General features: G+C 73.5%; 25 protein-coding genes. 20 read left to right on the plus strand and 5 right to left on the minus strand.

The window, feature by feature from the left end:
• Nucleotides 1-92 precede the first annotated feature (92 nt).
• The 6 genes from ACIA3K_RS00130 (at nt 93) to ACIA3K_RS00155 (ending at nt 6,065) form a co-directional block, all read left to right on the plus strand.
• Nucleotides 93-1,118: a cytochrome P450 gene (locus ACIA3K_RS00130; RefSeq protein WP_396797990.1), complete on the plus strand. Its 1,026-nt coding sequence runs from the start codon at nt 93-95 to the stop codon at nt 1,116-1,118.
• Nucleotides 1,115-1,912, plus strand: a complete 798-nt coding sequence (locus ACIA3K_RS00135) for an isocitrate lyase/phosphoenolpyruvate mutase family protein (RefSeq protein WP_396797992.1) — start codon at nt 1,115-1,117, stop codon at nt 1,910-1,912. Before ACIA3K_RS00130 ends, ACIA3K_RS00135 begins: the two co-directional genes overlap by 4 nt.
• 139 nt (nt 1,913-2,051) lie before the next feature.
• A complete protein-coding gene (locus tag ACIA3K_RS00140) occupies nt 2,052-3,011 on the plus strand; it encodes a DUF5715 family protein (RefSeq protein WP_396797994.1) in 960 nt (319 codons plus the stop codon).
• Nucleotides 3,012-3,015: 4 nt separating this feature from the next.
• Nucleotides 3,016-4,617 carry an asparagine synthetase B family protein gene (locus ACIA3K_RS00145; RefSeq protein ID WP_396797996.1) on the plus strand — a complete coding sequence of 534 codons (1,602 nt, stop codon included), beginning with the start codon at nt 3,016-3,018 and terminating at the stop codon, nt 4,615-4,617.
• A 54-nt stretch (nt 4,618-4,671) separates the two neighbouring features.
• A complete protein-coding gene (locus ACIA3K_RS00150) occupies nt 4,672-5,499 on the plus strand; it encodes a MerR family transcriptional regulator (protein WP_396797997.1) in 828 nt (275 codons plus the stop codon).
• Between the two features lie 89 nt (nt 5,500-5,588).
• Nucleotides 5,589-6,065 carry a DUF1203 domain-containing protein gene (locus ACIA3K_RS00155; protein ID WP_396797999.1) on the plus strand — a complete coding sequence of 159 codons (477 nt, stop codon included), beginning with the start codon at nt 5,589-5,591 and terminating at the stop codon, nt 6,063-6,065.
• Nucleotides 6,066-6,071: 6 nt separating this feature from the next.
• Here ACIA3K_RS00155 and ACIA3K_RS00160 read toward each other — a convergent pair whose 3' ends face one another.
• On the minus strand, nt 6,072-7,298 hold the full coding sequence (locus ACIA3K_RS00160) for an SLC13 family permease (RefSeq protein ID WP_396798000.1): 1,227 nt from the start codon (nt 7,296-7,298) through the stop codon (nt 6,072-6,074).
• Nucleotides 7,299-7,423: 125 nt separating this feature from the next.
• The gene (locus ACIA3K_RS00165) at nt 7,424-8,872 is read right to left on the minus strand and encodes an LVIVD repeat-containing protein (protein ID WP_396798002.1); all 1,449 of its coding nucleotides are present in this window, start codon (nt 8,870-8,872) and stop codon (nt 7,424-7,426) included.
• Nucleotides 8,873-9,012: 140 nt separating this feature from the next.
• Here ACIA3K_RS00165 and ACIA3K_RS00170 point away from each other — a divergent pair, with 140 nt between their 5' ends.
• The 4 genes from ACIA3K_RS00170 (at nt 9,013) to ACIA3K_RS00185 (ending at nt 14,235) form a co-directional block, all read left to right on the plus strand.
• Complete coding sequence (locus ACIA3K_RS00170) at nt 9,013-9,714, plus strand: DUF305 domain-containing protein (RefSeq protein ID WP_396798004.1); 702 nt, start codon at nt 9,013-9,015, stop codon at nt 9,712-9,714.
• A gap of 22 nt (nt 9,715-9,736) precedes the next feature.
• Nucleotides 9,737-10,942 (plus strand): sensor histidine kinase, encoded by a 1,206-nt coding sequence (locus ACIA3K_RS00175; protein WP_396798006.1) that lies wholly within the window; start codon nt 9,737-9,739, stop codon nt 10,940-10,942.
• Nucleotides 10,939-11,604, plus strand: a complete 666-nt coding sequence (locus ACIA3K_RS00180) for a response regulator transcription factor (RefSeq protein WP_357397441.1) — start codon at nt 10,939-10,941, stop codon at nt 11,602-11,604. Before ACIA3K_RS00175 ends, ACIA3K_RS00180 begins: the two co-directional genes overlap by 4 nt.
• Before the next feature lie 147 nt (nt 11,605-11,751).
• Complete coding sequence (locus ACIA3K_RS00185) at nt 11,752-14,235, plus strand: ABC transporter permease (protein ID WP_396798007.1); 2,484 nt, start codon at nt 11,752-11,754, stop codon at nt 14,233-14,235.
• 102 nt (nt 14,236-14,337) lie between these two features.
• Here ACIA3K_RS00185 and ACIA3K_RS00190 read toward each other — a convergent pair whose 3' ends face one another.
• The gene (locus ACIA3K_RS00190) at nt 14,338-15,600 is read right to left on the minus strand and encodes a nucleotide sugar dehydrogenase (protein ID WP_396798009.1); all 1,263 of its coding nucleotides are present in this window, start codon (nt 15,598-15,600) and stop codon (nt 14,338-14,340) included.
• 101 nt (nt 15,601-15,701) lie between these two features.
• On the minus strand, nt 15,702-17,072 hold the full coding sequence (locus ACIA3K_RS00195) for a serine/threonine-protein kinase (RefSeq protein ID WP_396798010.1): 1,371 nt from the start codon (nt 17,070-17,072) through the stop codon (nt 15,702-15,704).
• Between the two features lie 516 nt (nt 17,073-17,588).
• Between ACIA3K_RS00195 and ACIA3K_RS00200 the strand changes: the two genes are divergently transcribed.
• The 10 genes from ACIA3K_RS00200 to ACIA3K_RS00245 all read left to right on the plus strand — a co-directional run bounded on the left by ACIA3K_RS00200 (nt 17,589) and on the right by ACIA3K_RS00245 (nt 25,578).
• A complete protein-coding gene (locus tag ACIA3K_RS00200) occupies nt 17,589-18,299 on the plus strand; it encodes an RNA polymerase sigma factor (RefSeq protein ID WP_396798011.1) in 711 nt (236 codons plus the stop codon).
• Between the two features lie 16 nt (nt 18,300-18,315).
• Complete coding sequence (locus ACIA3K_RS00205) at nt 18,316-19,143, plus strand: hypothetical protein (protein WP_396798012.1); 828 nt, start codon at nt 18,316-18,318, stop codon at nt 19,141-19,143.
• A 182-nt stretch (nt 19,144-19,325) separates the two neighbouring features.
• Nucleotides 19,326-20,561, plus strand: a complete 1,236-nt coding sequence (gene egtA / locus ACIA3K_RS00210) for an ergothioneine biosynthesis glutamate--cysteine ligase EgtA (protein WP_396798014.1) — start codon at nt 19,326-19,328, stop codon at nt 20,559-20,561.
• Nucleotides 20,562-20,717: 156 nt separating this feature from the next.
• Complete coding sequence (gene egtB / locus ACIA3K_RS00215) at nt 20,718-22,055, plus strand: ergothioneine biosynthesis protein EgtB (protein ID WP_396798015.1); 1,338 nt, start codon at nt 20,718-20,720, stop codon at nt 22,053-22,055.
• Nucleotides 22,056-22,083: 28 nt separating this feature from the next.
• The gene (egtC, locus tag ACIA3K_RS00220) at nt 22,084-22,830 is read left to right on the plus strand and encodes an ergothioneine biosynthesis protein EgtC (protein WP_396798016.1); all 747 of its coding nucleotides are present in this window, start codon (nt 22,084-22,086) and stop codon (nt 22,828-22,830) included.
• 55 nt (nt 22,831-22,885) lie between these two features.
• Nucleotides 22,886-23,851, plus strand: coding sequence for an L-histidine N(alpha)-methyltransferase (gene egtD / locus ACIA3K_RS00225; RefSeq protein WP_396798018.1), 966 nt, complete (start codon nt 22,886-22,888; stop codon nt 23,849-23,851).
• A gap of 215 nt (nt 23,852-24,066) precedes the next feature.
• Nucleotides 24,067-24,654, plus strand: coding sequence for a TMEM165/GDT1 family protein (locus tag ACIA3K_RS00230; RefSeq protein WP_396798019.1), 588 nt, complete (start codon nt 24,067-24,069; stop codon nt 24,652-24,654).
• 39 nt (nt 24,655-24,693) lie between these two features.
• Nucleotides 24,694-25,056: a DUF1622 domain-containing protein gene (locus tag ACIA3K_RS00235; protein WP_396798020.1), complete on the plus strand. Its 363-nt coding sequence runs from the start codon at nt 24,694-24,696 to the stop codon at nt 25,054-25,056.
• The gene (locus tag ACIA3K_RS00240) at nt 25,053-25,376 is read left to right on the plus strand and encodes a hypothetical protein (RefSeq protein WP_396798021.1); all 324 of its coding nucleotides are present in this window, start codon (nt 25,053-25,055) and stop codon (nt 25,374-25,376) included. The genes ACIA3K_RS00235 and ACIA3K_RS00240 overlap by 4 nt, the downstream gene beginning before the upstream one ends.
• 4 nt (nt 25,377-25,380) lie before the next feature.
• Nucleotides 25,381-25,578 carry a hypothetical protein gene (locus ACIA3K_RS00245; protein WP_396798023.1) on the plus strand — a complete coding sequence of 66 codons (198 nt, stop codon included), beginning with the start codon at nt 25,381-25,383 and terminating at the stop codon, nt 25,576-25,578.
• Nucleotides 25,579-25,599: 21 nt separating this feature from the next.
• On the opposite strand, the gene nhaA is transcribed toward ACIA3K_RS00245, so the two are convergent.
• Complete coding sequence (gene nhaA / locus ACIA3K_RS00250) at nt 25,600-26,949, minus strand: Na+/H+ antiporter NhaA (RefSeq protein ID WP_396798024.1); 1,350 nt, start codon at nt 26,947-26,949, stop codon at nt 25,600-25,602.
• Nucleotides 26,950-26,953 lie beyond the last annotated feature (4 nt).

Below are 26,953 nucleotides of genomic sequence, written 5' to 3' on the forward strand. Positions count from 1 at the left end.
GCGCCGCGCTGCTGGCTCTTCGAGCACCAGGTGCAGCCGCCGGAAGGGACTGTTCGGCGGGGGGCGAACCGTTGGGGTCCTACGGTCGAGCGGTGATCGACACCTGGCCCGACATCGCGCCCAGTGCGGGAACGCCGGCGTGCGGCCCGCCCACCTTCGAGCCGGGCAGCGGGTGGTGCGTCACCCGGCACGCCGACGTCCGGGCGGCACTGACCGATCCGGCGTACCAGGTGCCGGCCGTCGACAGCGGTCCGCCCGGCACGCTTGCCTGGCTGCGCGCCTCGGTGAGCAGGTTCAGCCCGCCGCAGCGGCACGCCCGGCGCCGCGCGATCGGGGTACGCGCGTTGGCCGGGCTGGACCCGGACGACCTGCGCCACGAGGCGGCCCGGTTGACCGTCGCTCTCGTCGACCGGGCCGGTGACCACCTTGACGTGATGCGGGACCTGGCCCGGCCGGTGCCACTGCGGGTGCTGGCCGACCGCCTCGGTCTCGCCGATCCGGCAGCCGCCGCGACGGCGGTCGCCGTCGTCGCCACGGCGTACCACCCGGGGGTGGACCCGGCACAGACCGCGCGGGCCGACCGGGCGGTCGCGGCCCTGCTGGCGCGCTGCCCGCCGGCCCCGCTGGAGGTTCGAGCCAACCTGATCGGTCTGCTGGTCCAGTCGTGCGACGCGACTGCCGGCCTGATCGGCGTCGCCGCCCACCACCTGCTGCGTCCGGCCGTCCCGATCACGGCGGGGACCGCCGACCTGCTGGTCGAGGTGCTGCGCCTCGATCCGCCGGTCCGGGCCACCCGACGGGTCACCGTCGACGCGGTACGACTGGGCGGACGCGACCTGCCGGCCGGCAGCCCGGTGCTGCTGCGCTTCGACGCGGCCAACCGTGACCCGCTGGCGTTCGGCGAGCCGGAGTCGTTCCGGCCCGACCGGCCCGGCGGCGGTCTGCTCACCTTCGGCGCGGGAGAGCGCGGCTGCCCCGGTGACCGGCATGCCCTCGCGCTGGCCAGCGGGGTTCTCGACGTCCTGCGGGAACGCTGCCGGCGCACCCCGACTCCGCTGCGCCACGAGCCGCACCCGACCCTGCGCATTCCGACCACGGTGGAGGTGAGCGTCCGATGATCGAGCGTCGTGCCGCGTTCCATGCCCTGCACCACACCGGCCGTCCCCTGCTGTTGCCCAACGCCTGGGACCACGCCTCGGCGGCGGCGCTCGCCGCGCGTGGCCATCCGGCGGTCGGCACCACCAGCCTCGGGGTCGCCGCGACCGCGGGCCTTCCCGACGGCGCGGCGGCCACCGCCGAGGAGACCCTGGCCCTGGCCCGTCGGCTGGCCCGGTTGCCGGTGCTGCTCAGCGTCGACGTCGAGGCCGGGTTCAGCGACGACCCGGCCCAGGTCGCCGGGTACGTGGCGGAGTTGGCCGCCCTCGGTGTGGTCGGGATCAACCTGGAGGACGGGTGCTCCGACGGCACCCTTGCCGATCCCGAGTGCGTCGCGGAGAAGATCGCGGCGGTGAAGGCGGCGGTGCCGGACCTGTTCGTGAACGCGCGCACCGACGCGTGGTGGCTCAACGTGCCCGACCCGCTGCCGCAGGCCCTCGGTCGAGCCCACGCCTACCGGACGGCCGGCGCGGACGGCATCTTCGTGCCAGGCGTCGTCGACGAGGCGACGCTGCGCCTGCTCACCGAGCGGCTCGACGCGCCGGTGAACGCGCTGTACCAGCCGGGCGGGCCCGGGCTGACCGAGTTCGGCCGCGCCGGGGTGGCCCGGGTCAGCACCGGCTCCCTGCTGTTCCGGGCCGCGCTGGGTGCCGCGATCGCGGCCGCCGACGCGGTCCGTGCTGGAGGTGGCGCCGCACCGGCGGAACTGCCGTCGTACGCCGAGGTGCAGGACCTGGTACCGGCGGACGGCGACTGACGGTCCCGCCGGCCTTCGATGGTCGTCGCGTCCGTTCGGGGGTAAATCGGAGGATCGTTCGGTCTGCACCCGCTCTTGGTGATTACGGTGTTTTTCAGGGCGATCCACCCAGTGCCGTGACCGGAGAAGGGACCCCGTCATGCGAGTGCCCAGCCGAAGTCCGGGACAGCAGCCCGCGTCGCCCACCGCCCCACCCCGCCGCCGACCCTCCGGCACCGCCCGTCGCCCGTCGCCTGCCGCCACCCCCGACCTCGCCGCCTACCGGGCGGCCGTGGCCGACCTGCTCGTCGAGGTGGGGGCCCTGGCCGACGCCACCAGCACCCGGGCACGTCAGGTGCTCGTCGACGAGCGGCTCCGCGAACCGGCCCTGGCGGCCGTGCTCGACGCCACCCCGCAGGGCCTGCTCGGCGCGCGCGAGACGCTGCTGCTGGAGATGGCCCGCTACCAGCCGAACGAGCGCACCTCGGCACGCGACCTCACCGCGCTGGTCCGGATCTACCTGCTCTCCCGCATCGACGTGCTGTGGTGGCAGGACGCCCCCGTGTTCCATACCGACGACCAGGTCAACGGCAGCGCGGAACTGGTCGACCTGGAGTGGCTGCGCCGCCGGGACCTGCTGCGCTTTCGCTACCAGGAGCAACCCGCGACCGTGCTGGGCCGGGCCGCGCGCGGACTACGACGGCGGCTGCGCCCCGACGTGACCCCGCGCACCGCCGGTCTGCTGTTCCGCCGCGCCCGCCGGGAGGTGGTGGCGCTGCTCAACGAACTGGGCCGGGAGTTCGCCGCCGCCGCGCCCGCGGGCACCCCGCCGCTGTGGGTGACGAGCCTGGTCCGTAGCACCGAGCACCAGTACCGGCTGCGCCGCCTGGGTTACGCGGCGATGCTGCCCAGCGGCCACTGCCTCGGCTACTCGGTCGATGTCGAGCTGGCCTGGTTCACGCGGTTCGGCGCGCGCGACGCCCTCGCGGAGCTGCTGCTGGCCCGCCAGGAGGCCGGCGACCTGAACGTGATCGACGAGGGGCAGGCCTGGCACCTGTGCCTCGCGCCCACCGCCCGGCATCGCCTGCGCCGGGCGTACGAGGCCGAGATGGGGGTCTGAGACCGTGTGCGGCATCGCGCTCAGCCTCGGCCCCGAGGCCGACCCGGCGACGTTCCGACGGATGCTCGCCCTCCTCGCCCCGCGCGGCGAGGTCACCGAGACCCGCTGTGAGACGGGACTGCTCGCCGGCACCCGCCGGCTTCGGGTCGTCGACCGCGAACGGGCCGTGCAGCCCTGGACGTCGACCGACGAGCGGTGGCTGCTCTGCTTCAACGGCGAGATCTTCAACCACGGTGAGCTGCGCGCCCAGCTCACCCGCCTCGGGCAGGTGTTCCGCACCGACAGCGACACCGAGGTGCTGTTGGCGGCGTTCCAGCAGTGGGGCGAGTCGGCGGTGACCCGCCTGCGCGGCGAGTACGCCTTCGCGGTCGTCGAACGCGCGACTGGCCGGGCGTACCTGGCCCGCGACCCGCTCGGGGTGAAACCGCTGTACTGGTCCCGGCGGCCGGGCTGCCTGCACCTCGCCTCCGAGGTCAAGGCGCTCGTCGGGCATCACGCTCCGGTCAGCGAGGTGCCTCCCGGGCACCACGGTTGGGCGGAGCCGGACGGGTCCGTGCGACTGCGCCCGTACGTCGACCTGCTCACCATCGGCGAGGGCCTGCCGGTCATCGACGACCCGAACGAGGCCACCCTGCTCGTCCGGGCCGCCCTGACCGACGCCATCCGGATGCGGGTGGATACCGACCTGACCGTCGGCGTCGTCCTCTCCGGCGGGCTGGACAGCTCGTTGACGCTGCGGCAGGTACGCGACATCCACCCGGACTGCGTGGCGGTGACGGTCGGCGTGCCCGACAGCCCCGACGTCGCGTACGCCCGTCGGCTCGCCGCCGACCTCGACGTGCCGCACGTCGTGGTCGAGCTGCGCCCGCGTGACATCCGGCTGGCCGACGTCCGGGAGGCCATCCGGATCTGCGAGCTGACCGAGTACGGCGACATCATCAACGCCGTCGTGTCGGTGCCGATCTTCCGGCGGCTGCGCGACCTGGGCGTCAAGGTGGTGCTCACCGGCGACGGCTCCGACGAGCTGTTCGGCGGGTACCCGATGTACCGCCAGGTCGACCCGATCGCGTCCCGCCGGCTGTTCCTGCACCGGATCCGCAACCTCTGCCGTACCGAGTTGCAGCGCGTCGACCGGGCCGCCATGGCTCACGGGGTGGAGGCGCGGGTGCCGTTCCTCGACCTGAGCGTGGTGGAGCTGGCGATGCGTCTGCCCCTGAACCTGAAGGTGCGCGACGGCCAGGAGAAGTGGATCGTGCGGCGGGCGTTCGCCGACGTGCTGCCCGACTACGTCGTGCGGCGGCCGAAGCACCCCATGTCGTACTCCTCCGGTCTGCACGAGCGGGTGCGGCTCTACAAGCCGCTCTTCGCCCGGATGCACCGGTCGTTCGGCTACGACCTGCTGGAGCCGGTCCGTCGCGACTTCGACACCGTGCTCAGCGGGTGCGGCAACGACCTGGACCGGGCCATCGCCGACGGGATGAACCGGCCCGACTACACGGTCCTGGAGCACGCCCGTGACCTGGTCGGGGCGGCGAAGTGGAACGCCGCGCCGATGGTCCGCCGGCTGGTGGGACCTCGTCCGCCCCGCCGCTCACCGGTGAGCTGATCCCCGCCCGACGCTTGACTCTGACACCGTGTCAGGGACCAGCGTGAGGGGATCATGTTCACCATCGGAGACTTCGCTCGACTGGGCCGTGTGTCGGTGCGGATGCTGCGTCACTACGACAGCATCGGCCTGCTTCACCCGGCCAGCGTCGATCCGCACACCGGCTACCGCTCCTACCGGGCCGAGCAGTTGCGTCGGCTCAACCGGGTGATCGCCCTCAAGGACCTGGGGCTCACCCTGGAGCAGGTGCGGGCGATTCTGGACGAGACCGTCGACACCGCCGAGCTGCGCGGCATGCTGCGGCTGCGTCGCAGCGAGCTGGCCAGCCGGCTGGCCGCCGACACGGCTCGGCTCGCGGCGGTCGAGGCGAGGCTCCGGATGATCGAATCGGAGGGTCGGATGACCAAGCAGGACGTCGTACTCAAGCAGATCGCGCCGGTGCGCGTGGCGGAGCTGACCGCCGTCGCGCCCAGCTACGAGAGTCAGCACATCGGTCCGGTGATCCAGCCGCTCTACCCGGAGCTGTTCCGCCGGCTCGACGCCGCCGGGATCATCCCGTCCGGGCCGGCCATCGCCTGGTACGAGCCGGCCGAGGGCGAGGGCGAGGCGGTGGTGGTGCACGCCGGGGTGAGCGTCGGCGGTGATGTCACGGCCGTTCCCGACGTGACGGTGCGGGACCTGCCGGCGGTGGGGACGGCCGCGACGATCGTGCACCACGGCTCGATGGACGACGCCGACCGGAGCGTCCAGGCGCTCGCCCGGTGGATCGAGGACAACGGGTACCGCCCGGACGGGTTCGCCCGCGAGGTGTACCTGGAGTATCGCCAGGACTCCCCGGAAGGCGGCGTGACCGAGCTTCAGCTCGCCGTCGACCGCGCCTGACGGCGCTCGCCACCGCACCGGCGGCTGGTCCCGAGCGCCAGGTCCGATCACCGCCAGCACCCGTGCCGGCACCGGGGCAGGCTGGACGCATGACGACCACCGCCACGTTCCTCATCCACGCCGTGCCGCCCGCGGCGCTGGAGCTGGTCCGCCGGACCGGCCGAGACGCCGCCGGCCATCGCGTCGAAGGGCGCCTGGCCGGCGGCGGGGAGCCGCTGCGGTGTTGCCTGCGCGACGCCGAGGCGGGGGAGGCGGTGCTGCTCTTCGGCTACGCCCCGCCGATCGAGGCCGCCGCGTACCGGGAGATCGGGCCGGTCTTCGCGCACGCCGCCGCCTGCCCCGGCCCGGAGCACGGCGGCGGCCACCCGCCGGGCTGGCGGGGACGGGCCCAGGTCCTGCGGGCGTACGACCGGCAGGGACGGATCTGCGGCGGCCGGCTGCACGACGGGACGGACCCGGAGGCGGTGATCGCGGAGCTGTTCGCCGACCCGCAGGTCCACCAACTGCACAGCCGCAACGTGATCTACGGCTGCTTCATGTTCGTGGTGCAGCGGGCCGCCGGGTGACGGCCCTCAGCTCACCAGGAGCAGCGCGCCGACCGCCGCCAGCGTGCCGACGACGGCGAGCAGGGTGCTGGTCAGCACGAACCGTCGCACCGGCACCGTCACCCCGGCCGCCCGGCACCGCTCGAACCACAGCAGGGTGGCCAGCGACGCCCAGGGCGCGGCCAGCGGGCCGACGTTCGTGCCGATCAGCAGGGCCAGCAGGCGGGTGTGGTCGACGGTCGGTAGCACCGACTCACCGGCCAGGTACGCCGGCAGGTTGTTGACCGCGTTCGCCAGCAGCGCACCCGTGCCGCCGGCACGCAGCGCGCCGACCGCCCCGCCGTCGGCGCCGACCAGGCCGGCGACCAGGTCGTCGAGCCCGTGCCGGCCGAGGGTCTGCACCACCAGGAACAGGCCGACGACGAAGAGCAGCAGTCGTACGGGCACCAGGTGAACGCGCAGCGTCGCGGGGGAGCGGACCACGAAGCCGACCAGCACCAGCGCGAGGGCGACGGTGGAGGCGAGCCCGATCTCCACCCCGGCGAGGATGCCGGCGACGAAGAGCAGGCAGCCGGCGAGGGCGGTGCGGTGCAGCACCGGGTCGGCCGGCACGTGCGGGGCCGGCGGGACGAAGCGTCCGCCGTCCGGCCGTTCCCGCCGCCACCAGGCGTACCAGAGCAGCGCCATGGTGGCCGTCACGGCGGCGAGCTGCGGCAGCGCCATGCGCTCGGCGTACGCCAGGGGGCTGAGGCCGACCCGGTCGGCGGCCAGCAGGTTCGTCAGGTTCGACACTGGGAGCAGCAAGCTGGCGGTGTTCGCCAGCCAGACCGTGGTGACCGCGAGCGGTCCGGCGGGGACGCGCAGGCTGCGGGCCAGGGCGAGCAGCACCGGGGTGAGCAGCACGGCGGTGGTGTCGAGGTTGAGCACGAGGGTGGTCACCGTGGCCAGGCCGCCGCAGAGCAGGAACAGCGCCGCCCAGCGGCCCCGGGAGGCGATGGCCAGCCGACTGGCGAGCACGTCGAAGACGCCCGCGACGGCGGTCAGCTCGGCCAGCACGATGACGGTGCCGAGGAAGAGCAGCAGCGGCAGGATGCGGTGCAGGGTGCCCGTGGTCTCGGCGCGGGGGAGCAGCCCGGTCAGCGCGCAGAGCGCGCCGGCCATCGCGAGGACGACGGCCACCACGTCGAGCGGGTGGGGACGCCAGCGCGCGGTCGGCTCGGGCGGGGCCGGCGGCGCGCCGGCGGCAGACTTCACAGGTGACCACGTTGACACAGCGCCCGCTCAGGCGCTCGGCAACCCCGGCCCGGGTGACCAGGCCCACCTGACGTGGCCGGGCCCGGCCCCTCGAGGAGAGGCCGGGCCCGGTTCGCGCGTCGGTTCTACCAGCTCAGGTAGCCGGGCTGGGTCTGCACGTTCAACTCCTTGAACCGGGTCAGGTTCGCCGACCAGGTCCGCCAGTCGTTCAGCTCCAGGACGTCCAGACCCTTCTGGATGTCGTTGGAGTAGATGTTGCCGTTGTAGTAGTACGTCGACCAGGCGCCGCCGGTGATGGCCTGGGTGTCGGAGAGCGGGCCCCGCTCCCAGTAGGCGATCTCCTTGGGGTGGCGCGAGTCGGTGAAGTCCCAGACCGAGATGCCGCCCTGGTACCACGCCTGCACCATGATGTCCCGCCCGAGCACCGGGATCAGCGAGCCGTTGTGCGCCACGCAGTTCTCGGTGTCGCCGTTGGTCCGGGGGATCTTGTAGTAGCTGCGGAACTCCAGCTTCCGGGCGTTACCGCGGCCGGTGATGTCGTAGACGGCATCCGCCCCGCGGTCGGGACCGACGGTCTCGTTGCAGGTGGCCGCGCCGCCGCCGCCCAGCTCGTCGGTGAAGACGACCTTGGTGCCGGCGTTGTTGAAGGTGGCCGAGTGCCAGAACGCGAAGTTCACCGTGTCCCGGACCTGGGTGATCACCTTGGGCGCTTCGCGGTTCTTGATGTCGAGCAGGACGCCGTCACCCATGCAGGCGCCGGCGGCCAGGTCCTTCGCCGGGTACGCGGTGATGTCGTGGCATCCGGTGGTCGCCGAGCCGGTCTCGCTGCCCGGGAAACCGCCGTCCGGGAAGAGGTTCGGCGTCGAGATGACGGCCGCCTGGGTCGGCTTCTTCACCGGCACCTTGACGATGGAGATGGAGTCGTGCGGCGGCTGGCAGTCGGGGAACTCGGCCCGCGGGCTGTACGACGAGACGTACAGGTAGACGTTCTTGCGGTCCTTGCCCGGCACCAGCGTGTGGGTGTGCGACCCGCAGGCGGTCTCGACGGACTTGATGTAGCGCGGGTTGGCCTTGTCGCTGATGTCGAAGACCTTGATGCCCTCCCACGACTCCTTCACCGACGCCGGCTGCGCGACGCTCGCACACGAGTCGTCGCTGCGCGACGAGTCGGTGGAGACGAACAGCAGGTTGCCGTAGACGGAGATGTCGTTCTGCGAGCCCGGGCAGTTGACCTGCGCGGTGATCGTGGGCGCGCTGGGCCGGGAGATGTCGTAGATGACGAACCCGTTGTAGTTGCCGGCGAAGGCGTACTTGCCCTGGAACGCCATGTCGCTGTTGAGCGCGGCCGTCGTGTCGAACGGCGCCTGCTTGGGGAGGTTGGCGATCTGCCGCAGGTTGGGGCTGCTGCGGATCTCGTCGACGCCCGGGATGTCGCTGGCGGCGGCCGGTGCGGCCGGTGCTGCCTCCTGCGCGCTGCTCGGTGTCGCCAGGGCGACGCTGGTCAGCAGCAGGCCGGTCGCGGCCAGGCTGATGATGCGGAGTTGTCGGAGCCGTGCAGTGGCCAACTTGATCATTGGCGGCGCCCTTCGAAAGGGGGGATGACGTTGTCGGTACCTTACCGAGCCTCGGAGATCATCGATGTGACCCGGGTCACATCTACGTCGACTCGTCAATGGATAGGATCGCTGCGACCTCGACCTGAGGGGAGTGCGGCATGACTGTCCGACGTGGTCGGTTACTCGCCGTCGTCATAGCGGCGGCCATCGTCCTGGTGTTGGTGGTGCTGGCCGTCCGCGCCGCCGGTGATCCCGGCCGGCCGGCCGCCGCGCCCGCCTCGGCGTCAGCCGCGCCGACGACGACCGGCCCGACCGGTCCACCACCGCCGCCGGTGCTCGTGCCCGGCCGCCCCGGAGAGCCGGCCGTCGCCCGGTCCGCGCACGAGCTGCGCGACGACAGCCCACCCCGCTACAACGGCCTGGACACCGTCTACGTCCAGATGATGATCCCGCACCACGAGCAGGCGCTGGAGATGAGCACACTGGCGACGGACCACGCGGCCGATCCCCGGATCCGCGCGTACGCCGACCGGATCCGCGCCGGCCAGGGCCCCGAGATCAAGGTCCTGCGCGGCTGGCTCTCCACCCGTGGGCTGCCCGAGACGGCGCCCGGCCACGACCACGCCGGCATGCGCGGCATGCAGTCCCCCGACGCGATGCGGCGACTGGCCGCCGCCCGGGGCGTCGAGTTCGACCGGCTCTTCATCACGATGATGACCGACCACCATCAGGGCGCCGTGACCATGGCCACCGACCTGCTGTCGGTCGGGGCCGACGCGACCCTCAACGAGCTGGCCACCTCACTCGCCACCGAGCAGGCCATCGAGATCAACCGCCTGCGCGAGCTGACGCCGCCCTGACCGTCGACGACCCGTACGCTGGGTGACCGTGAGACGCACGCTGTTCGGCCGCCCCCTGCGCGGCGTCGCCTTCGACGTGGCCGTCACCGGCGTGGTGGCGTTCGTCGGTCTCGCCTCGGCGGTGTCCCAACCCGGCGGCTGGGCCGCCGCCGGCGTCGGCCTGGGCATGGCGGTGGCGCTGCTGTTGCGCCGCACCCACCCGAGCGCGGTGACCGTCGTCGTGGCGGCGCTCGCCCTGGTCCAGGTGATCGCCGGCTGGGGTCCGCTCGCCTTCGACGTCGCCGTCCTGATCGCGCTCTACAGCGTCGTGAAGTACGGCCGGCGGCTGCGCGACGGCGTGCTGGCCGGCGCGGTCGCGGCCGTGGGCGTGCTGCTCGCCGCCGCGCAGACCCCCGGCGTCATCATGTGGTGGGTGACCGCGCTGTGGTATGCGCTGGTCACCGGCGCGGTCTGGCTCGTCGCGCTGAACGTGCGGACCCGCCGCCTGTACGTGCTGAGCCTCGAGGAGCGCGCCACCACCCTCGAACGCGAGCGGGAGGCCGAGTCCCGGGCGGCGGTCGCCGAGGAGCGCACCCGCATCGCCCGCGAGCTGCACGACGTGGTGGCGCACAGCATGGCGGTGATGATCGTCCAGGCCGACGGCGCCCGCTTCATGCTCGACCGTGACCCCGAGCAGGCGCGCGCCGCCGTGAAGGTGGTCGCCGACACCGGCCGCTCCGCTCTGGAGGAGATGCGGCGGCTCGTCGGGGTCCTGCGCGACGCGGGCCCCGCCGGCGCGGACGTCGTGGCCGCCGACCCGGAGCACCGCCGGTTGGCGCTGGCCGAGCTGCCCGACCTGCTGGCCCGCTTCCGCGACGCCGGACTGCGTGTCCGGGACGCCGTCAGCGGCGAGCCACCGGCCCTGCCGCCGGGCCTGGAGCTGACCGTCTACCGCGTGGTGCAGGAGGCGCTGACCAACGCGCTCAAGCACGCCGGCGTCGGCGCCACCGCCGACCTGCGGATGACCTACTCCGCCGACGCCGTCGAGGTCCGGGTCGTCGACGACGGTCGAGGCCGCCCGGTCGTCAGTCCGGCGCCGCCCGGCGGTCACGGTCTGCTCGGTATGCGCGAGCGCGTGGCGGTGTACGACGGCAGCCTCACCGCCGGCCCCCGGCCGACCGGGGGATGGCAGGTGCGGGTACGGCTCCCACTACCGTCGGAGCCCTCAGCGGAGGTGATCGCGGCATGACGGTCCGGGTGGTGATCGTGGACGACCAGGCGCTGGTGCGCGCCGGATTCAGGATGGTGCTGGACTCGCAGCCCGACCTGACGGTGGTCGGGGAGGCCATCGACGGCGCCGACGCCCTGCGCGTGCTGGCCCGCACCGAGGCGGACGTGGTGGTGATGGACATCCGGATGCCGACCATGGACGGGGTGGAGGCCACCCGCCGGATCTGCGCCGACCGGCCGTCGGGTCCCCCCCGGGTGCTGGTGTTGACCACCTTCGACACCGAGGCCGACGCGTTCGCCGCGCTGCGGGCCGGCGCGAGCGGTTTCCTGCTCAAGAACGTCCCGCCGGAGGAGCTGCTGGATGCCATCCGCGTGGTCGCGCGGGGCGACTCGGTGGTCGCCCCGTCGATCACGCGGCGGCTGCTGGACCGCTTCGCCGGCCAGCTCGGCGTCACCCCGACCGCCGACCCCCGGCTGGCCCAGCTCACCGAGCGGGAGCGGGAGGTTCTGTTGCTGGTCGCGCAGGGACTGTCCAATGCCGAGATCGCCGCCAAGGCGCACGTCGCCGAGGCGACGGTGAAGACCCACGTCGGGCGGATCCTGGCGAAGCTGCACCTGCGCGACCGGGTGCAGGCGGTCGTGCTGGCGTACGAGAGCGGCCTGGTCACACCCGGGCGCTGACCCGCCGTACGACCGTGGTCGTACAGCCGGCGTGTCCATGCGCCACCTGCGGCGTACGCGGTTCGAGAGCCCAGGTGGAGATCGATCCGACTCGACCGGCCATAGCGTCGGAGGGGTCCGATCCGCGCCGGCACCGGGAGCCCGCACATGATCCGCCTGACCCTGCGTACGCTGCGCGCCGAGGCGCTGCGCATGCTGCTGTCCGCGCTCGCCGTCGTGCTGGGTGTCGCCTTCGTCGCCGGCACGCTGATCGTCGTGGACGGGATGCGCGCGGGCGCGTACCAGCGGGCCGGCGCCTTCGACCGGCACACCGACCTCGGCGTCTACCCCGACGGCCACCTGCCGCTTCCGGCGAGGCTCGTCGACGACGTGCGTACGGTCGACGGGGTGGCCGCCGCGGCCGGTGAGCTGCTCGGCGCCGGTGGACTCCTCGGCGCGGACGGGCGACCGGTGCTCGGCTACGCCGTGCTCGCCGCCATCCCCACCGAGACGGCCCTGCGCTCGTACGACGTGGTCTCCGGTCGCCTGCCCGACCGCGCGGGCGAGGTGGTGCTCGACGCGCCGACCGTGGCGAAGGAGGGCTTCACCCTCGGCGCTGAAGTCCTCGTCGGCGGGACCGGCGGGGCGGCCCGTCCGTACACCCTGGTCGGCACGGTCGACGTGGCGGGCAGCGTCCGCGACGTCGGCGGCCCGTTCATCGGCCTGGTCGGCGCGGACGCGCTCGCGGTCACCGGTGGGCGTGGCTACGACCGGATCGTGGTGGCGGCCCGGCCGGGAACGGCCCAGGCGGAGTTGGCCGACCGGCTGCGCGCCGCGGTCGGGAGCGCTGACGTCGACGTGAAGGGACGCCAGCAGATCCTCGACGAGGCTGTCGAGGACGCCGTCCGCAATCTGAACCAATTTCTGATGCTGCTGCTCATCTTCGTCGGGGTCGCGGTGGTGGTGGCCGGCTTCGTGATCGCCAACACCTTCGCGATCGTGCTGGCGCAGCGCACCCGCCGCACCGCGCTGCTGCGCCTGGTGGGCGCGACCCGGGGGCAGGTCTTCCGGGCGGCGCTGCTGGAGTCGGCGCTGCTCGGCCTCCTCGCCTCCGCTCTCGGCGTGGTGCTCGGGGTGGCTCTCGCCGGCGGACTCCGGCTGCTGATGTCCCGACTGGACGTGCCGCTCTCGGGCGGGTTGACCGTCGCCGGCTCGACCGTGCTGACCAGCCTGCTGCTCGGTACCGGGCTCACCGTCGCCGCCGCCCTGCTGCCGGCCTGGCGGGGTACCCGGGTCGCCCCGGTGGCGGCGCTGACCGACGCCGCCGTGCAGCCCGCCCGGGGAGCGGGTCGGGCGCGGCTGGGCCTCGGCGCGGTGGTGCTGGGCACCGGAGTCGCGGCGCTGGCCGGCGCGGCCGACGCCGGTCAGGTGCTCCTCGTGGCCGTGGGCGGTGTGCTGGCCTTCTTCGGCATCGTGCTGTTCGGCCCGGTGCTCGTCCCGGCGCTGGTCCGGCTGATCGGCTGGCCGGCCCGCCGGGTGTTCGGTATGACCGTCGGGCTGGCGGTGGCGAACGCGGTTCGTAACCCGCGTCGGATCGCCGCGACGGCGACCGCCCTGGTCATCGGGATCGGGTTGGTGTCGGCGTTCGTGGTGGGCGCGCGCAGCACCAAGGACGGCATCGAACGCAGCGTCGACGCCGAGATCGGGACGGACTTCGTGGTCAGCGGCATCGGCCAGAATCTGCCCGCCGCGCTCGCCGGTGAGCTGGCCGCCCGCCCCGAGCTGGGCGTGGTGCACGAGCAGCGCAGCGTCGTGACCGGCGACATCGAGGTCCGGGCCGCCCATCCGGCGCTGGTCGGCCGGACATTGTCCGGCGTGGTGGCCGGCGACGTCGACCGACTCGGGCCGGGGCAGGTGCTGGTGCACCAGGAGTTGGCGCGGGCGCACGGCTGGCAGGTCGGTTCCGTCGTCACGATCGAGGCGCGGGCGTTCCGGGTGGCCGCGGTGGTCGCCGACGACACGCCGGCCATGGTCTCCAGCGCCGCGCCCGAGGGACACGTCATCGAGCTCGACGACCGGGACTTCGCGGTGCTCTTTCCCCGCGAACGGGGTTTCCTGGCCGAGATCGACCCGGCCGACGGCGTGAGCGCCGAGCGGGCCCGCGCCGCGATCGAGGCCGTGCTCGCCCGCTATCCGACGGCGAACCTCATGGACCAGGGCGCGTACAAGAAGATGCTCACCGGCACGGTGGACATGCTGTTGGCCTCCGTCACCGCGCTGCTCGGCCTGGCCGTCGTGATCGCCCTCGTCGGCGTGGCCAACACGCTGAGCCTGTCGGTGGTCGAGCGGACCCGGGAGAACGGCGTCCTGCGGGCGGTCGGGCTGTCCCGCGGCCGGATGCGGGCCATGCTCGCGGTCGAGGCGATCCTCATGACGCTCGTCGGCGCGATCCTCGGCATCGGGCTGGGCACCGGCGTCAGTGCCGCCGGGATGGCGCTGCTGGCCCGCCTCGGCGGGGACTTCCACGTGGTGCTGCCACTCGGCCAGCTCGGGTCGATCCTCGGCGTGGCGGTGCTGGCCGCTCTGCTCGCCTCGGTGCTTCCGGCCCGCCGGGCACTGTCGCGGCCCGTCGTCGAGGCGCTCGCCGACTAGGCCTTGTGTCGTCCACGGGTGGCCGATGCGACATCCGCCGGCCGGTCCCGCCGTCTTCCCCGGCGGCGGGACCGGCCAGCGGTGCCGGGTCCGGGGCGCGCCCTACAGGCGCTCGACCACCTCACCGGAGCACCGGTTGCGGGTGTCGAAGACGTAGCGGGCGTGCCGGACCACCAGGTCGTAGTCGAAGCAGTCGTGGTCGGTGACCACCACGACCGCGTCCGCGGCCCGTACCTCCCGCTCGGTGAGCCCGACGACCGCGACCCCGGCGGGGATCTGGTGGGCCTCCGCGTACGGCTCGACCGCGTGCACCTCGGCGCCGAGTGCCTGCAGACGGCGGGCCACGTCGACGGCGGGGGAGTCCCGCATGTCACCGGTGTTCCGCTTGTACGCGAGCCCGAGCAGCAGCAGTCGCGCGCCGCTGACCGCCCGGCCGGTGCGGTTGAGCCCTGCCATGATCCGCTGGGTGACGTGCTCGGGCATCTCGTGGTTGATGTCGTTGGCCAGCTCGATGAACCGGAACTGCCGGCCGAGGCGTCGCTTGACCTGCCAGGACAGGTAACACGGATCGATCGGCAGGCAGTGCCCGCCGACGCCCGGGCCGGGTCGGAACGGCAGGAACCCGAAGGGCTTGGTCGCGGCGGCGTCGATCGCCTGCCAGACGTCGATGTCGAGGTGGTGCGAGAGCATCGTGAGCTCGTTGATCAGCGCGATGTTGACCTGGCGGAACGTGTTCTCGATCAGCTTGGTCAACTCGGCCACCCGGGTGGAGTCGACCGCGACGGTGCGCTCCACCAGCCGCTGGTAGAACCCCTGCACCCGGTCCAGCGACGCCGCGTCGATCCCGGAGACCACCTTCGGGGTGTTCTCCAGTCGCCACGTCGGGTTGCCCGGGTCGATCCGCTCGGGGCTGTAGCCGAGGTGGAAGTCGCCGGGGCTGGTCAGCCCGCTGGCCGACTCCAACAGCGGCCGAAGCAGCTCCTCGGTGGTGCCGGGGTAGGTGGTCGACTCCAGGATGACCGTGCAGCCCGGCCGCACGTACGGGCCGACGCGGATACCGGCCTGCTCGACGAAGCTCAGGTCCGGGGTGCCGTCGCGCAGCGGGGTGGGCACGGTGATGACGCAGACGTCGAAACCTTCGGCGTCGGTGTAGTCGGTGCTGGGGCGGTACCGGCCGCTACCCAGCGCCCGGCCCAGCCGGTCGGTGGGGATGTCCTCGACGAACGACTCACCCGACACGAGCCGCTTCACCCGGTCGGCGTCGACGTCCAGGCCGACGACGTCCAGGCCCGCCTCGACGGCGCGCATGGCCAGCGGCAGTCCGACGTACCCCTGGCCGATCACGACCAGCTTCTCAGCGCTCACCCGGGCTCCCGCAGACGGTGGAAATGACCTGCGGAGAGCCTAGAGCGGTTTTCGGCGACGTAAGTCCGGTTTGGGGATATCGGTGCTGGTGGGACTGCTGGTCAGCCGCCTACCTCCCCGGAGCCGGTCGACGGATCGGTGGAGGGGCTCGGGTCGGTCGCCGGTGAGTTGCTCGGCGACGACGACGGCTTCGGCGGGTCGCTGGGCGGCGGCGTGGTGGGCGCGCTCGGCGTCGGCGACGGCGGCGTGGACGACTGGCTGGGCTGGACGCTCGGCGTGGCGCTGACCGACGCGGACGTCGTGGTGTCCGGGACGGTCGGCCGGTTCGGCCGGCCCGGGTCGTTGGTCATCTGCTCGTTCGCCGCCGGCAACTCGGCCTGCTCGGTCGGCCCCTGCGTCGGCGCGACCGTCGGCAGCTTGACGGCCGGCTCGTTGCCGGTGTTGCGCGCCGCGCCCAGGGCCGCGCCGAGGCCGACCAGGGCGACCAGCATGGCCAGCGCCGCACCGACCAGCGGCCCGCGGCGTCGCGGGCGTCCCTCGTCGGTCGTGCCCGCCACCGCCGCGCCGACCGGCACGTCGGTGCGGGTGCCCGGACCCGCCTCGCGCAGCGGCACCGACGACGCCAGCGCCGTCGGTGGTTCTCCGCCGGTCACCGCGGTACGCGCCGCCTCCGCCATCGCCGAGCCGCTCGTGAAGCGGTCCAGCGGGTCCTTCGCGAGGGCCCGCGACACCAGGGCGCGGACCGCCTCCGGAATGTCGTGCGGCAGCTCCGGGGGCTCGTCGTCGAGGTGCCGGACGGCGACCTGGAGGGGGTTGTCACCGGTGAACGGCGGGCCGCCGGTGAGGCAGCAGTACGCGACCGCCCCGAGGGCGTAGATGTCGGTGGCGCCGCTGACCGGCCGGCCGGCGGCCTGCTCGGGCGCCATGTAGAGGGCGGTGCCGGGCACCGCGTTGGTGCTGGTGATGCTGGTCACGTTGGTGGAGCGGGCGACGCCGAAGTCGACCAGGACGACCGTGCCGTCCTCCTGCACCAGGAGGTTGCTGGGCTTGACGTCGCGGTGCACGATGCCGCCCCGGTGCGCCGCGCCCAGCGCGTGCCCCGCCTGGGCGACGATCGACATCGTCTCGGCCACGTCGAGGCGACCGGCGGCCTCGATCCGCTTGGACAGCGGTTCGCCCTCGACGAACTCCATGACCAGATAGTCGGCCCGGCCGCCGTCGGGCAGGTCGTCCTCCCCGCAGTCGTACACCTGCACGATGCCGGGGTGCCGCAACGCCGCCATGATCCGCGCCTCGGCACGGAAGCGGGCGATGAAGTCCGGGTCGGAGACCAGCGCCGGCAGCAGGACCTTGACCGCGACCTGTCGGCCGAGGACGAGGTCGGAGGCACGCCAGACGTCGCCCATGCCGCCCGTGGCGACACGTTCGTCCAGGCGGTACCGACCGCTGAGCACGACCTCCGATGACAACACAGCATTACCGTACCCAGAGTGGCGGCCAACGGCTCGCTGCGGTGGACCCGGTGCGGGGCCGTACCCGTCGGTCCGCCCGGGGCGACCTTCGGCGGTCGGGCCGGTGTGTGACGCTTCGATGACGCCATGTCACAAAAGCCGACACATTTCGGCGTACGCCAGCCTGGGCGGCGCCGAGGACGCTCACCTGAGCCGGGGAGCGCCCGAGGGGCGTCGTCCGTTACGGCGGCACGCCGTTCGGACGGCTTGATAATTGTCACTCTTCTGTAATGCGATCCCAACTTGTCGCATGAAAGGTCCCCTCCTACCGTTAGCCCGGCTCGGGCCGCCGACGGGCAGCCCGTTCCGGGGCATTCGCCGGGTGTGGACACCCCGGCCGGCGCCCGGACGCGGGCTTGATCGAAATCGGCGGGGGGCGGTGCGGGTGCGGGAGCGGGTGGGGCCGACGGTTCACCGTGCGCGCACGACGCCGACGCGTGTCGTGCCGAGTCGCTCCGGGCGGCTCGTGGGCCGCCGATGACGGGCGAACTGTCCGAGGCGGTCACCGCCGCGCAGTCCGGGGACGAGGACGCCTTCCGCTTCCTGTACCGCAGCCTCCAGCCGGGGCTGCTGCGGTACCTGACCGCCCTGGTCGGCGCCGACGCCGAGGACGTCGCGTCGGAGACCTGGTTACAGATCTCCCGAGACCTGCCCACCTTCACCGGCGGCGAGTTCCGCGCCTGGACGGTCACCATCGCCCGCAACCGCGCGATGGACCACCTGCGGCGGCTGCGGCGACGACCGTCGCTGCCGGTACCGGTGCAGGCGCTCACCGAGCTGGCCGGCGACGGCGACACCGCCGAGCGGGCCGACGAGACGATCAGCACCGAGGCCGCGCTGGCGCTGATCGCCACGCTGCCACCCCGCGAGGCCGAGGCGGTGCTGCTGCGGGCCGTGATCGGGCTCGACGCGGAGTCCGCCGGCCGGGTGCTCGGCCGCCGGGCCGGCGCCGTCCGGACCGCCGCGCACCGCGGTCTGCGGCGACTCGCCACCCTGCTGGACCGGCAGGCCGTACCGACGCCGTCGGTCGATGGCGACGCCACCGGCCCGCTGCTCGCGCCCGACACGTTGAGCGCGCCGGCTGACGGCGTCCCACCGGCGGTCGGCGCCGAGGTGGTTCCGCCCCCTCGTCGCCGGATCGGGCGTTCCCGGCAGCAGACCTCACACGCCGAGCAGGCGGAGGGCTGACGTGAAGGGATTCCGGATGAACCTGCACCGGCCGGACCGGCGTGCCGGCCGTGCCGAGACTGAACGGCTGCTCGACACCGCCCGCATCGACGCCGCCTCCGCCCTCCCGCGGGACATCGCCGACCCGGGTGCGGCGAACGTCCGGCAGTCCGGGGCTTCGCCGGACTCCGGGACCGAGCCGCTGGCCCGGCTGCTCGCCGCTGCCGCTGGCCCGGCCCGGCCGACGGAGATGGCGGGCGAGGAGGCCGCGCTGTCCGCGTTCCGGGCCGCCCGCGCCGTCCCGACGCCCGCCGTGGCCCGACGACCACGCCGTCTGCGGCTCACGACCGGCGCGGTGGCGTGGATCGGCGCGCTGGCGGCCACGGCAACCGCTGGCGTCGCATTCGCCGCGGCCGGGTTCGAGACGGCACCCGAACCGCCGCCGCCGGCACCGAGTAGCGCGCCGCCCACTGCCAGCGCGCACGGGACCACCGGGTCCGTCGCGCCGACCGGATCCACACCGCCCGGCCGCCCCTCGCTGTCCGGCTCGCCGTCGATCGGACCGTCGCCGAACTCTCAGGTGCACGGCTTGTGCCAGGCCTGGCAGGCCAAGAAACCCGAGCAGCGGGAGAAGGCGCTGCGAACGCCGGCCTTCGAGCGGTTGGTGACGGCCGCCGGCGGGATCGGCGCGGTCGAGGAGTACTGCCAACGGCTGGTGCCCGAGAAGAAGTCCCCACTGCCACCGACGGCGTCCCCGTCCGAGCCGCCGCCGCCGTCGCCGCCTGCGGAGCCGTCCGCCCGGGCGACGCCACCCGGTCAGGCCAAGCTCAAGCCCTCGCACCCGGCCGGCCCGGCCCGCGGCTGAGCGTACGGGCGCGCGGTTCGTTCTGCCCTGCACCGGGAAACGCGTCTGTTAGACAGGGATTGGTGGTCCTCCCGTCGACGCTCGGAAAGGGGAGTGTCGGTGGCCGGGTCTACGGTGGCACCCGTGTTCCGGAGCTGACGCACGGCGCACGCGGTCGTCGCACGACGAGGGAGGCTGCATCGATGGTGACGTCGCCGGAGCTGGACCAGAGCGAGATCCTGCGCGAGTCCGCCGCGGCGGGCCGACACCTCGCGCGCATCTGCTTCAAGACCGGCCCTCCCACGTACACCGGCGTCGAACTGGAATGGACCGTGCACGACGCCGCCGACCCCACCCGAGGAGTCGACCCGGCGCGGCTGCGGACGGCGCTGGGGCGGCACAGCCCCGTCACGCTGGATCCGGCGAGCCCCGCCGAGCCGCTGCGACACGGGGGCACGGTGACCCTCGAACCGGGCGGCCAACTGGAGATCTCCACCCCGCCGCGCACCTCGGCCGGCGCGTTGATCCAGGCCACCGAGGCCGACATCGCCCAGGTCACCGGCCTGCTGGCCGCCGCCGGGCTGACGCTGGGGCGCAGCGGCATCGACCCGCACCGTCGGCCTCGCCCGGTGTTGGACACTCCCCGCTACCGCGCCATGCGCCGTGTGTTCGACCGGCGCGGCCCGGCCGGCCGGACGATGATGTACAGCACCGCCGGCCTGCAGGTGTGCCTCGACATCGGCGAGCCGGACCAGGTCGCCCCGCGCTGGGCGGCGGCGCACGCCGTCGGCCCGCCGTTGCTCGCGGCGTTCGCCTCGGCGAGTCGGCACGCCGGGCGGCGCACCGGTTGGGCATCCGCGCGGATGGCCGCCTGGCTGGCGATCGATCCGGCGCGTACCAGCCCGGTGTGGGCTCCTGAGCGCGCGGACGACGACCCGCCGGCCGCGTGGGCACGCTACGTGCTCGCCGCGCCGCTGCTGTGCCTGCGCCGGCCCGGCCCGGACTGGGCCCCGCCACCGGGTGTCACCTTCGGCGACTGGCTGGACGGCGCGCTGCCCGACCCGCCCACCACCGACGACCTCGACTACCACGTCAGCACCCTCTTCCCGCCGGTGCGCCCACGCGGCTATTTGGAGCTGCGGTATCTGGACGCCCAGCCCGACCGGGACTGGCGGCTACCGCTGGCGGTGCTGAGCGCGCTGTTCAGCGACGCGGGCACCGTCCGCGCGGCGTACACGATCGGCGCCCCGGTGGCGCACCGCTGGTCGGCCGCCGCCCGGCGGGGCCTCGCCGACCCGGCGCTGGCCGCCGCGGCGGCAGCGCTGCTCGACCTGGCGCTGACCGCCCTGCCGCGCCTGGGCCTGCCGGCCGGCACCGACGACGACATCCACGAGGGCCTACGGCGGCGACTGGCCGCCATCGGTAGGGCCGACCGGTGAGCGCGAGAGCGAGCTTCGAACGAAAGGTGCGACGGGTGAGCGCGAGGAGTGAGCCGGGTCTGCGAGCCCCGCAGTCGCGAACGAAAGGTGCGACGGGTGAGCGCGAGGAGTGAGCCGGGTCTGCGAGCCCCGCAGTCGCGAACGAAAGGTGCGACGGTGAGCGCGAGTACGACGGAGCATGCCGACGGTGAGCTGTTGCGGGGACGGATCGCACAGGAGTTGGCGCGCGCCCGCTCCCGCACGGCCCTGCTGACCGAGGCGGTCGACGACGCCGATCTGATGCGCCAGCACTCTCCGCTGATGTCGCCGTTGGTCTGGGACCTGGCGCACGTCGGCAACCAGGAGGAGCTGTGGCTGGTGCGCGACGTGGGCGGTCGTGAGCCGGTCCGCCGCGACATCGACGACCTGTACGACGCGTTCAAGCAGCCCCGCCGGGACCGCCCACGGCTGCCGCTGTTGCCACCGGCGGAGGCGCGCGCCTACGTGGGCACGGTCCGCGACAAGGTGTACGACCTGCTCGACGCGGTGCGCTTCACCGACCGGCCGTTGGTCGCCGACGGGTTCGCCTTCGGCATGATCGTGCAGCACGAGCAGCAGCACGACGAGACGATGCTCGCGACCCACCAGCTGCGCGCGGGCGCGGCGGTCCTGCACGCCCCGCCGCCGCCCGAGCCGGCCGTCCGGGTCGGCGGGGAGGTGCTGGTGCCGGCCGGAAAGTTCACGATGGGCACCGACACCGATCCCTGGGCCCTGGACAACGAACGGCCCGCACACCAGGTCCACCTGCCGGCGTACATCATCGACGCCGCACCGGTCACCAACGGCGCGTACGAGGAGTTCATCGCCGACGGCGGCTACTCCGACCGGCGGTGGTGGAGCGCGGCGGGCTGGGAACACCGGGTGCGCGAGCGACTCGTCGCGCCGCTGCACTGGCGTCGCGACGGTGACGGCTGGGCGTATCGGCGGTTCGGCCGCTGGGACCCCGTACGCCCCGACGAGCCGGTGGTGCACGTGTGTTTCCACGAGGCGCAGGCGTACGCGACGTGGGCCGGTAAGCGTCTGCCGACCGAGGCGGAGTGGGAGAAGGCGGCGCGATGGGACCCGGCGACGGGGCGGTCGCGCCGCTACCCGTGGGGCGACGACGACCCGACCGAGGCGCACGCCAATCTCGACCAACGTCACCTGCGGCCGGCGCCGGTGGGCGCGTACCCGGCCGGCGCCTCGCCGCTCGGTGTGCACCAGCTCATCGGGGACGTCTGGGAGTGGACGTCGACCCCGTTCACCGGTCATCCCGGCTTCGTCGCGTTCCCGTACCGCGAGTACTCCGAGGTGTTCTTCGGCGACGACCACCGGGTGCTGCGCGGTGGCTCGTTCGGCACGGACCGGTCGGCGTGCCGGGGGACGTTCCGCAACTGGGACTATCCGATCCGACGGCAGATCTTCAGTGGCTTCCGCTGCGCCCGCGACGCCCGTGCGGACGAGTCGCCGCGGTGAGGCGCCCGACGCGACGCGGGGTGCGCTGATGTGCCGTCACCTGGTCTACCTCGGCCCGCCGGTCACGTTGGCCGCGTTGCTGTTCGAGCCGGCGTACGCGCTGGTCCGTCAGTCCTGGGCGCCGCGTGACATGCGCGGCGGCGGCACGATCAACGCCGACGGGTTCGGCGTCGGCTGGTATCCGGACGACGGTCCTCCCGTGCGGTACCGGCGTGACCAGCCGATCTGGAGCGACCCGACCATCGCCGAGTTGGCGGCGGTGACACGTGCCGGCGCGGTGCTCGCCGCGGTCCGGTCGGCCACCGTGGGGATGGCGGTCATCGACGGCGCGGCCGCGCCGTTCGCGGAGGGCCGCTGGATGTTCAGTCACAACGGTGTGATCCGGGGCTGGCCCGACTCGATGGTGCCGCTCGCCGCCGGGCTGCCGGTGCGGGACCTGCTGACCCTGGACGCGGCCACCGACTCGGCGTTGCTGTGGGCGCTGGTACGGCATCGGCTGCGCGCGGGCGACGACCCGGCGGAGGCGGTCGGCCGGACGGTGGTCGAGGTCGCCGCCGCCGCGCCGGGGTCGCGGCTGAATCTGCTGCTCACCGACGGACGGCGGGCGGTGGCCACCGCGGTCGGTCACGCGCTGTCGGTGCGCGTGGGCGCGGACTCGGTGGTGGTGGCGTCCGAGCCGCACGACGACGACGCCGGGTGGCGGCCGGTGCCGCAGCAGCGCCTGGTCACCGCCACGGCGGACGAGGTGCGGGTGTGCGGGCTGCCGGCCGGGTGAGCGTTGCCGGCCGGGCTACGCGAGGTGTCTGACGACCACGAAAGGGGCGGGGGCGATGAGTGCGGAACCGTTGGAGATCTACCTTGAGCCGCAGGACCTGGAGCGTGGTCTGCGGGCGGACGTCCGGGCGGGGTTGACCGCCGAGGCGAAGTGGCTGCCGCCGAAGTGGTTCTACGACTCGCGGGGCAGCGAGCTGTTCGAGGAGATCACCCGGCTGCCCGAGTACTACCCGACCCGGGCCGAGCGGGCGGTGCTCGCCGCGCACGCCGACGACGTGGCGGCGCTGACCGGCGCGAAGACCCTGATCGAGCTGGGCTCCGGCTCGTCGGAGAAGACCCGGCTGCTGCTGGACGCGTTCACCCGCCGGGGAGGGCTGGGCACGTTCGTCCCGCTCGACGTCTCGGTCAGCGCCCTGCTCGGGTCGACGGCGCAGATCGCCGCCGACTATCCGGGGCTGCGGGTCCGGGGGATCGTGGGCGACTTCACCCGCCAGCTCGACCGGCTGCCGACCGGCGGGCGACGGCTGGTGGTGTTCCTGGGCGGCACGATCGGCAACCTGTTGCCGGCCGAGCGGGCCGGGTTCCTGACCGCGATGCGCGCCGCGCTGGAGGTCGGCGACTGGCTGCTGCTCGGCACCGATCTGGTGAAGGACCCGTCGGTGATCGTGCCCGCGTATGACGACGCGGCCGGCGTCACGGCCGAGTTCAACCGCAACGTGCTGTATGTGGTCAACCGGGAGTTGGGGGCCGACTTCGATCCGGAGGCGTTCGCGCATGTTGCCCGGTGGGACCCGGAGCGAGAGTGGATCGAGATGCGTCTGCGGGCGACGCGGCCGATGCGGGTCCGGGTGCTGGATCTCTCGGTGGCGTTCGACGAGGGGGAGGAGCTGCGGACGGAGGTGTCGGCAAAGTTCCGCCCGGAGGGGGTGGCCGCCGAACTGGGCGCGGCGGGCTTCGCGGCGTCGCACTTCTGGACCGACCCGGGCGGGCTGTTCGGGGTGACGCTGGCGCGGGCGCGGTGAGCCTGTTCACCCGCGCCGTCCGGCTCGCTCGCTGATCGGTTAGGCTGATCGCGCGAAGGGGAGTAGCCCCCAATGTCGTGGTCGACATACTGGTGCGTTCCGCATCCGGCCACGCGGCCCCGGTCTCCGGGGCGGGCGAGACCTTCGACTCAGGCTGTCACAGCCGGGTCGAGGGCGCCCCCGCACCTCCTCCCGGTCTGAACGGGAAGGATGTCATGGAGGGATTCCTCGCCGCGCTGGTCATCAGCTTCGGCGTCATCTTCGTCGCCGAGCTGGGAGACAAGTCCCAGTTGATGGCGCTGACGTTCGCCACGCGGTTCAAGCCGCTTCCGGTGCTGATCGGCATCACCGTCGCCACGGCGGTGGTGCACCTGGCGTCCGTCGCCATCGGCTCGGGTCTCGGCGCCGTACTGCCCACCGAATGGATCTCGCTGGTGGCCGGTGTGGCCTTCCTCGGCTTCGGCGCGTGGACGCTGCGCGGTGACAAGCTCACCGAGGAGGAGAAGCGTAAGGCCGAGAAGACCAGCAAGACCGCGATCGTGGCGGTGTCGGTGGCGTTCTTCCTGGCCGAGCTGGGCGACAAGACGATGCTCGCGACGATCACCCTGGCCACCAAGTACGGCTGGTTCGGCACCTGGCTCGGCTCCACGGTGGGCATGGTGGCCGCGGACGCGCTGGCCATCCTGGTCGGCCGGATGCTCGGCCGCCGGCTGCCGGAGAAGACCATCAGGTACGGCGCCGCGGTGCTGTTCGCCATCAGTGGCCTCTGGCTGATCCTGGAGGCCGTGAACGAGCTGACCTGAGCGCCGACTAGCCGCCCCGGTGGCGGGTAACGCCTGCGGGTGGAGCCGGCGGAGCTGCTGCGCCACGGCGACGAGGTGCTGGTCGCCGTGGTGGAGGTGGCCGGCGCCCTGGTGATCGTCGTGGGCGCGCTCTGGGCGGCGGTGCGGTTCGTGGCCGAGGGGCTGCGGCACCGCACCGCCGCCGTCTTCACCCCGATCCGCCTCTCGCTGGGCCGGTTCCTGACGCTCGGCCTGGAGTTCCAACTCGCGGCCGACGTGTTGCGGACCGCGGTGTCGCCGTCGTTCACGCAGATCGGCCAGTTGGCGGCGATCGCCACGATCCGGACGGCGCTGAACTACTTCCTGGGCCGGGAGATCCGGCAGGAGCAACGGCAGGTCACCGACGGGCGGCAGGGGACGTGATCGGCGGGCTGGTCGAGGCGGTGACCGCGCTGGCCCTGGTCACCGGGGTCGTCACGGCGGCGTGCACCGGCGACGTGCGGGTCGCCGTACGCGTGCTGTTGGACCTTCTGACGGCGGCCGGTCTGCTGCGTCTCGCTGGCGATCCGGCGTGGGGTGGCCTGGCCTCCACGGCCGCGATCGTCGCGCTGCGGCAACTGCTCGCGGCGGCCCTGAGTCTCCCGCCGCCGTGGTCCCGGCGACAATTCCCAGCGCGCTGCGGGGGCGACGATCACCGCCTACCGTGGGCGGTACCAGAGAAACCGGGAAAAGCGGGAGGATAACCACATGAGCCGGCACGACGAACCGAACGAGTACGGGTACGCCGGCGGCGCCACCGCTCCCGAGCCGCAGCCCGGCGGCAAGCCCGACGAGCAGGACCTCGCGGAGGAGGTGGCGGTGCCCGCCGACGACCTCACCGCCCCCACGACCGACGCCCTCGCCGACGAGACCGAGGAGCGGGCTCCGCGCGACCGCCACCGCTGAGCACGGCGGGTCGCGGGCCGGTCAGTCCCGTCCGGGCCGCTGGTAGACGTCGGGCACCCCGTCGCCGTCGGCGTCGAGGCGCTCCTTCTCGGCCACCTGCCGGTACGCGGCGTTGCGGCGGGCGAGCACGGCGGCGGCGAGCGCCGCGGAGATCACCGACCCGGTGAGGACCGCCGCCTTGACCCGCTCGTCGGCCGTGCTGCCCGCGCCGAACGCCAGGTCGCCGATGAGCAGCGAGACGGTGAACCCGACCCCGGCCAACAGGGCGATGCCGAACAGGTCGGGCCAGGTGATGTCCTCGTCCAACTCGGCGCGCGTGAACCGGGCCAGCAGGTAGGTCGAGCCGAAGATTCCGATACTCTTGCCGAACACCAGGCCGGCCACCACGGCGATCACCAGCGGATCGGTCAGCAGGGCCCCGAGATCGGTGCCACGGAGTGTCACGCCGGCCGCGAAGAGGGCGAAGACCGGCACGGCGAAGCCGGCGGACACGGGTCGCCACCGGTGTTCCAGGTGCGCGGCGAGCCCGCCCGCGTCCGCGCCACCCGACTCCGCCCGCTCGGCCGTCGCAGCGGTGCCGCCCGGGGCGCGGGTCAGCACCGGCACGGTGAAGCCGAGCAGCACGCCGGCGACCGTGGCGTGCACACCCGAGGCGTGCACCAGCGCCCAGGTGGCGACCGCGAGCGGAACGAGGGCCCACCACCAGGTCCGGCCCCGCCGCACCAGCCACGCGAAGAGCCCGATCGGGGCGAGCGCGGCGAACAGCGGCAGCGGGTGGAAGTCGGCGGTGTAGAAGACCGCGATGATGGTGATCGCGAACAGGTCGTCGACCACGGCCAGGGTGAGCAGGAAGGCGCGCAGGCCCTGGGGCAGGTGTGAGCTGACCACCGCGAGGACGGCCAGCGCGAAGGCGATGTCGGTGGCGGTCGGAATGGCCCAGCCCCGCAGTCCCTCGCCGCCGGTGCCGAGGAGCACGGCCACGTAGATCAACGCGGGCAGCGCCATTCCACCCAGGGCGGCCACCACCGGCAGCGCCGCGCGGCGCGGGTCGCGCAGGTCGCCGGCGACGAACTCACGCTTGAGTTCCAGGCCCACCACGAAGAAGAAGATGGCGAGCAGGCCGTCGGCGGCCCAGCTGGCGAGGCTCAGGTCGAGGTGCCACCGCTCGCCGCCCGGCCAGGGCACCCAGGCCCCGAGCCGGACGTACGCCTCGCTCCACGGCGAGTTCGCCCAGACCAGCGCAAGGACGGCGCCGAGCAGCAGCAGGGCGCCGCCGACCGTTTCGGTGCGCAGCACGTCGGCCACGTGCCGGGCCTCCGGCCAGGACGACCGCGCGAAGAGCCGGTCGCGGTGGGGGGTGCGGCCGGTCATTGAG

This window comes from Micromonospora sp. NPDC051543 (genome assembly GCF_044454415.1).
GTDB lineage: Bacteria > Actinomycetota > Actinomycetes > Mycobacteriales > Micromonosporaceae > Micromonospora.

Bases quoted from the DNA above. Each gene is read 5' to 3' on its own strand.
- ACIA3K_RS00135 (WP_396797992.1), top strand. From the start codon at position 1,115: ATGATCGAGCGTCGTGCCGCGTTCCATGCCCTGCACCACACCGGCCGT.
- ACIA3K_RS00140 (WP_396797994.1), top strand. From the start codon at position 2,052: ATGCGAGTGCCCAGCCGAAGTCCGGGACAGCAGCCCGCGTCGCCCACC.
- ACIA3K_RS00150 (WP_396797997.1), top strand. From the start codon at position 4,672: ATGTTCACCATCGGAGACTTCGCTCGACTGGGCCGTGTGTCGGTGCGG.
- ACIA3K_RS00155 (WP_396797999.1), top strand. From the start codon at position 5,589: ATGACGACCACCGCCACGTTCCTCATCCACGCCGTGCCGCCCGCGGCG.
- ACIA3K_RS00165 (WP_396798002.1), bottom strand. From the start codon at position 8,872: ATGATCAAGTTGGCCACTGCACGGCTCCGACAACTCCGCATCATCAGC.
- ACIA3K_RS00170 (WP_396798004.1), top strand. From the start codon at position 9,013: ATGACTGTCCGACGTGGTCGGTTACTCGCCGTCGTCATAGCGGCGGCC.
- ACIA3K_RS00180 (WP_357397441.1), top strand. From the start codon at position 10,939: ATGACGGTCCGGGTGGTGATCGTGGACGACCAGGCGCTGGTGCGCGCC.
- ACIA3K_RS00185 (WP_396798007.1), top strand. From the start codon at position 11,752: ATGATCCGCCTGACCCTGCGTACGCTGCGCGCCGAGGCGCTGCGCATG.
- ACIA3K_RS00200 (WP_396798011.1), top strand. From the start codon at position 17,589: ATGACGGGCGAACTGTCCGAGGCGGTCACCGCCGCGCAGTCCGGGGAC.
- ACIA3K_RS00205 (WP_396798012.1), top strand. From the start codon at position 18,316: ATGAACCTGCACCGGCCGGACCGGCGTGCCGGCCGTGCCGAGACTGAA.
- egtA (WP_396798014.1), top strand. From the start codon at position 19,326: ATGGTGACGTCGCCGGAGCTGGACCAGAGCGAGATCCTGCGCGAGTCC.
- egtC (WP_396798016.1), top strand. From the start codon at position 22,084: ATGTGCCGTCACCTGGTCTACCTCGGCCCGCCGGTCACGTTGGCCGCG.
- egtD (WP_396798018.1), top strand. From the start codon at position 22,886: ATGAGTGCGGAACCGTTGGAGATCTACCTTGAGCCGCAGGACCTGGAG.
- ACIA3K_RS00230 (WP_396798019.1), top strand. From the start codon at position 24,067: ATGGAGGGATTCCTCGCCGCGCTGGTCATCAGCTTCGGCGTCATCTTC.
- ACIA3K_RS00245 (WP_396798023.1), top strand. From the start codon at position 25,381: ATGAGCCGGCACGACGAACCGAACGAGTACGGGTACGCCGGCGGCGCC.
- nhaA (WP_396798024.1), bottom strand. From the start codon at position 26,949: ATGACCGGCCGCACCCCCCACCGCGACCGGCTCTTCGCGCGGTCGTCC.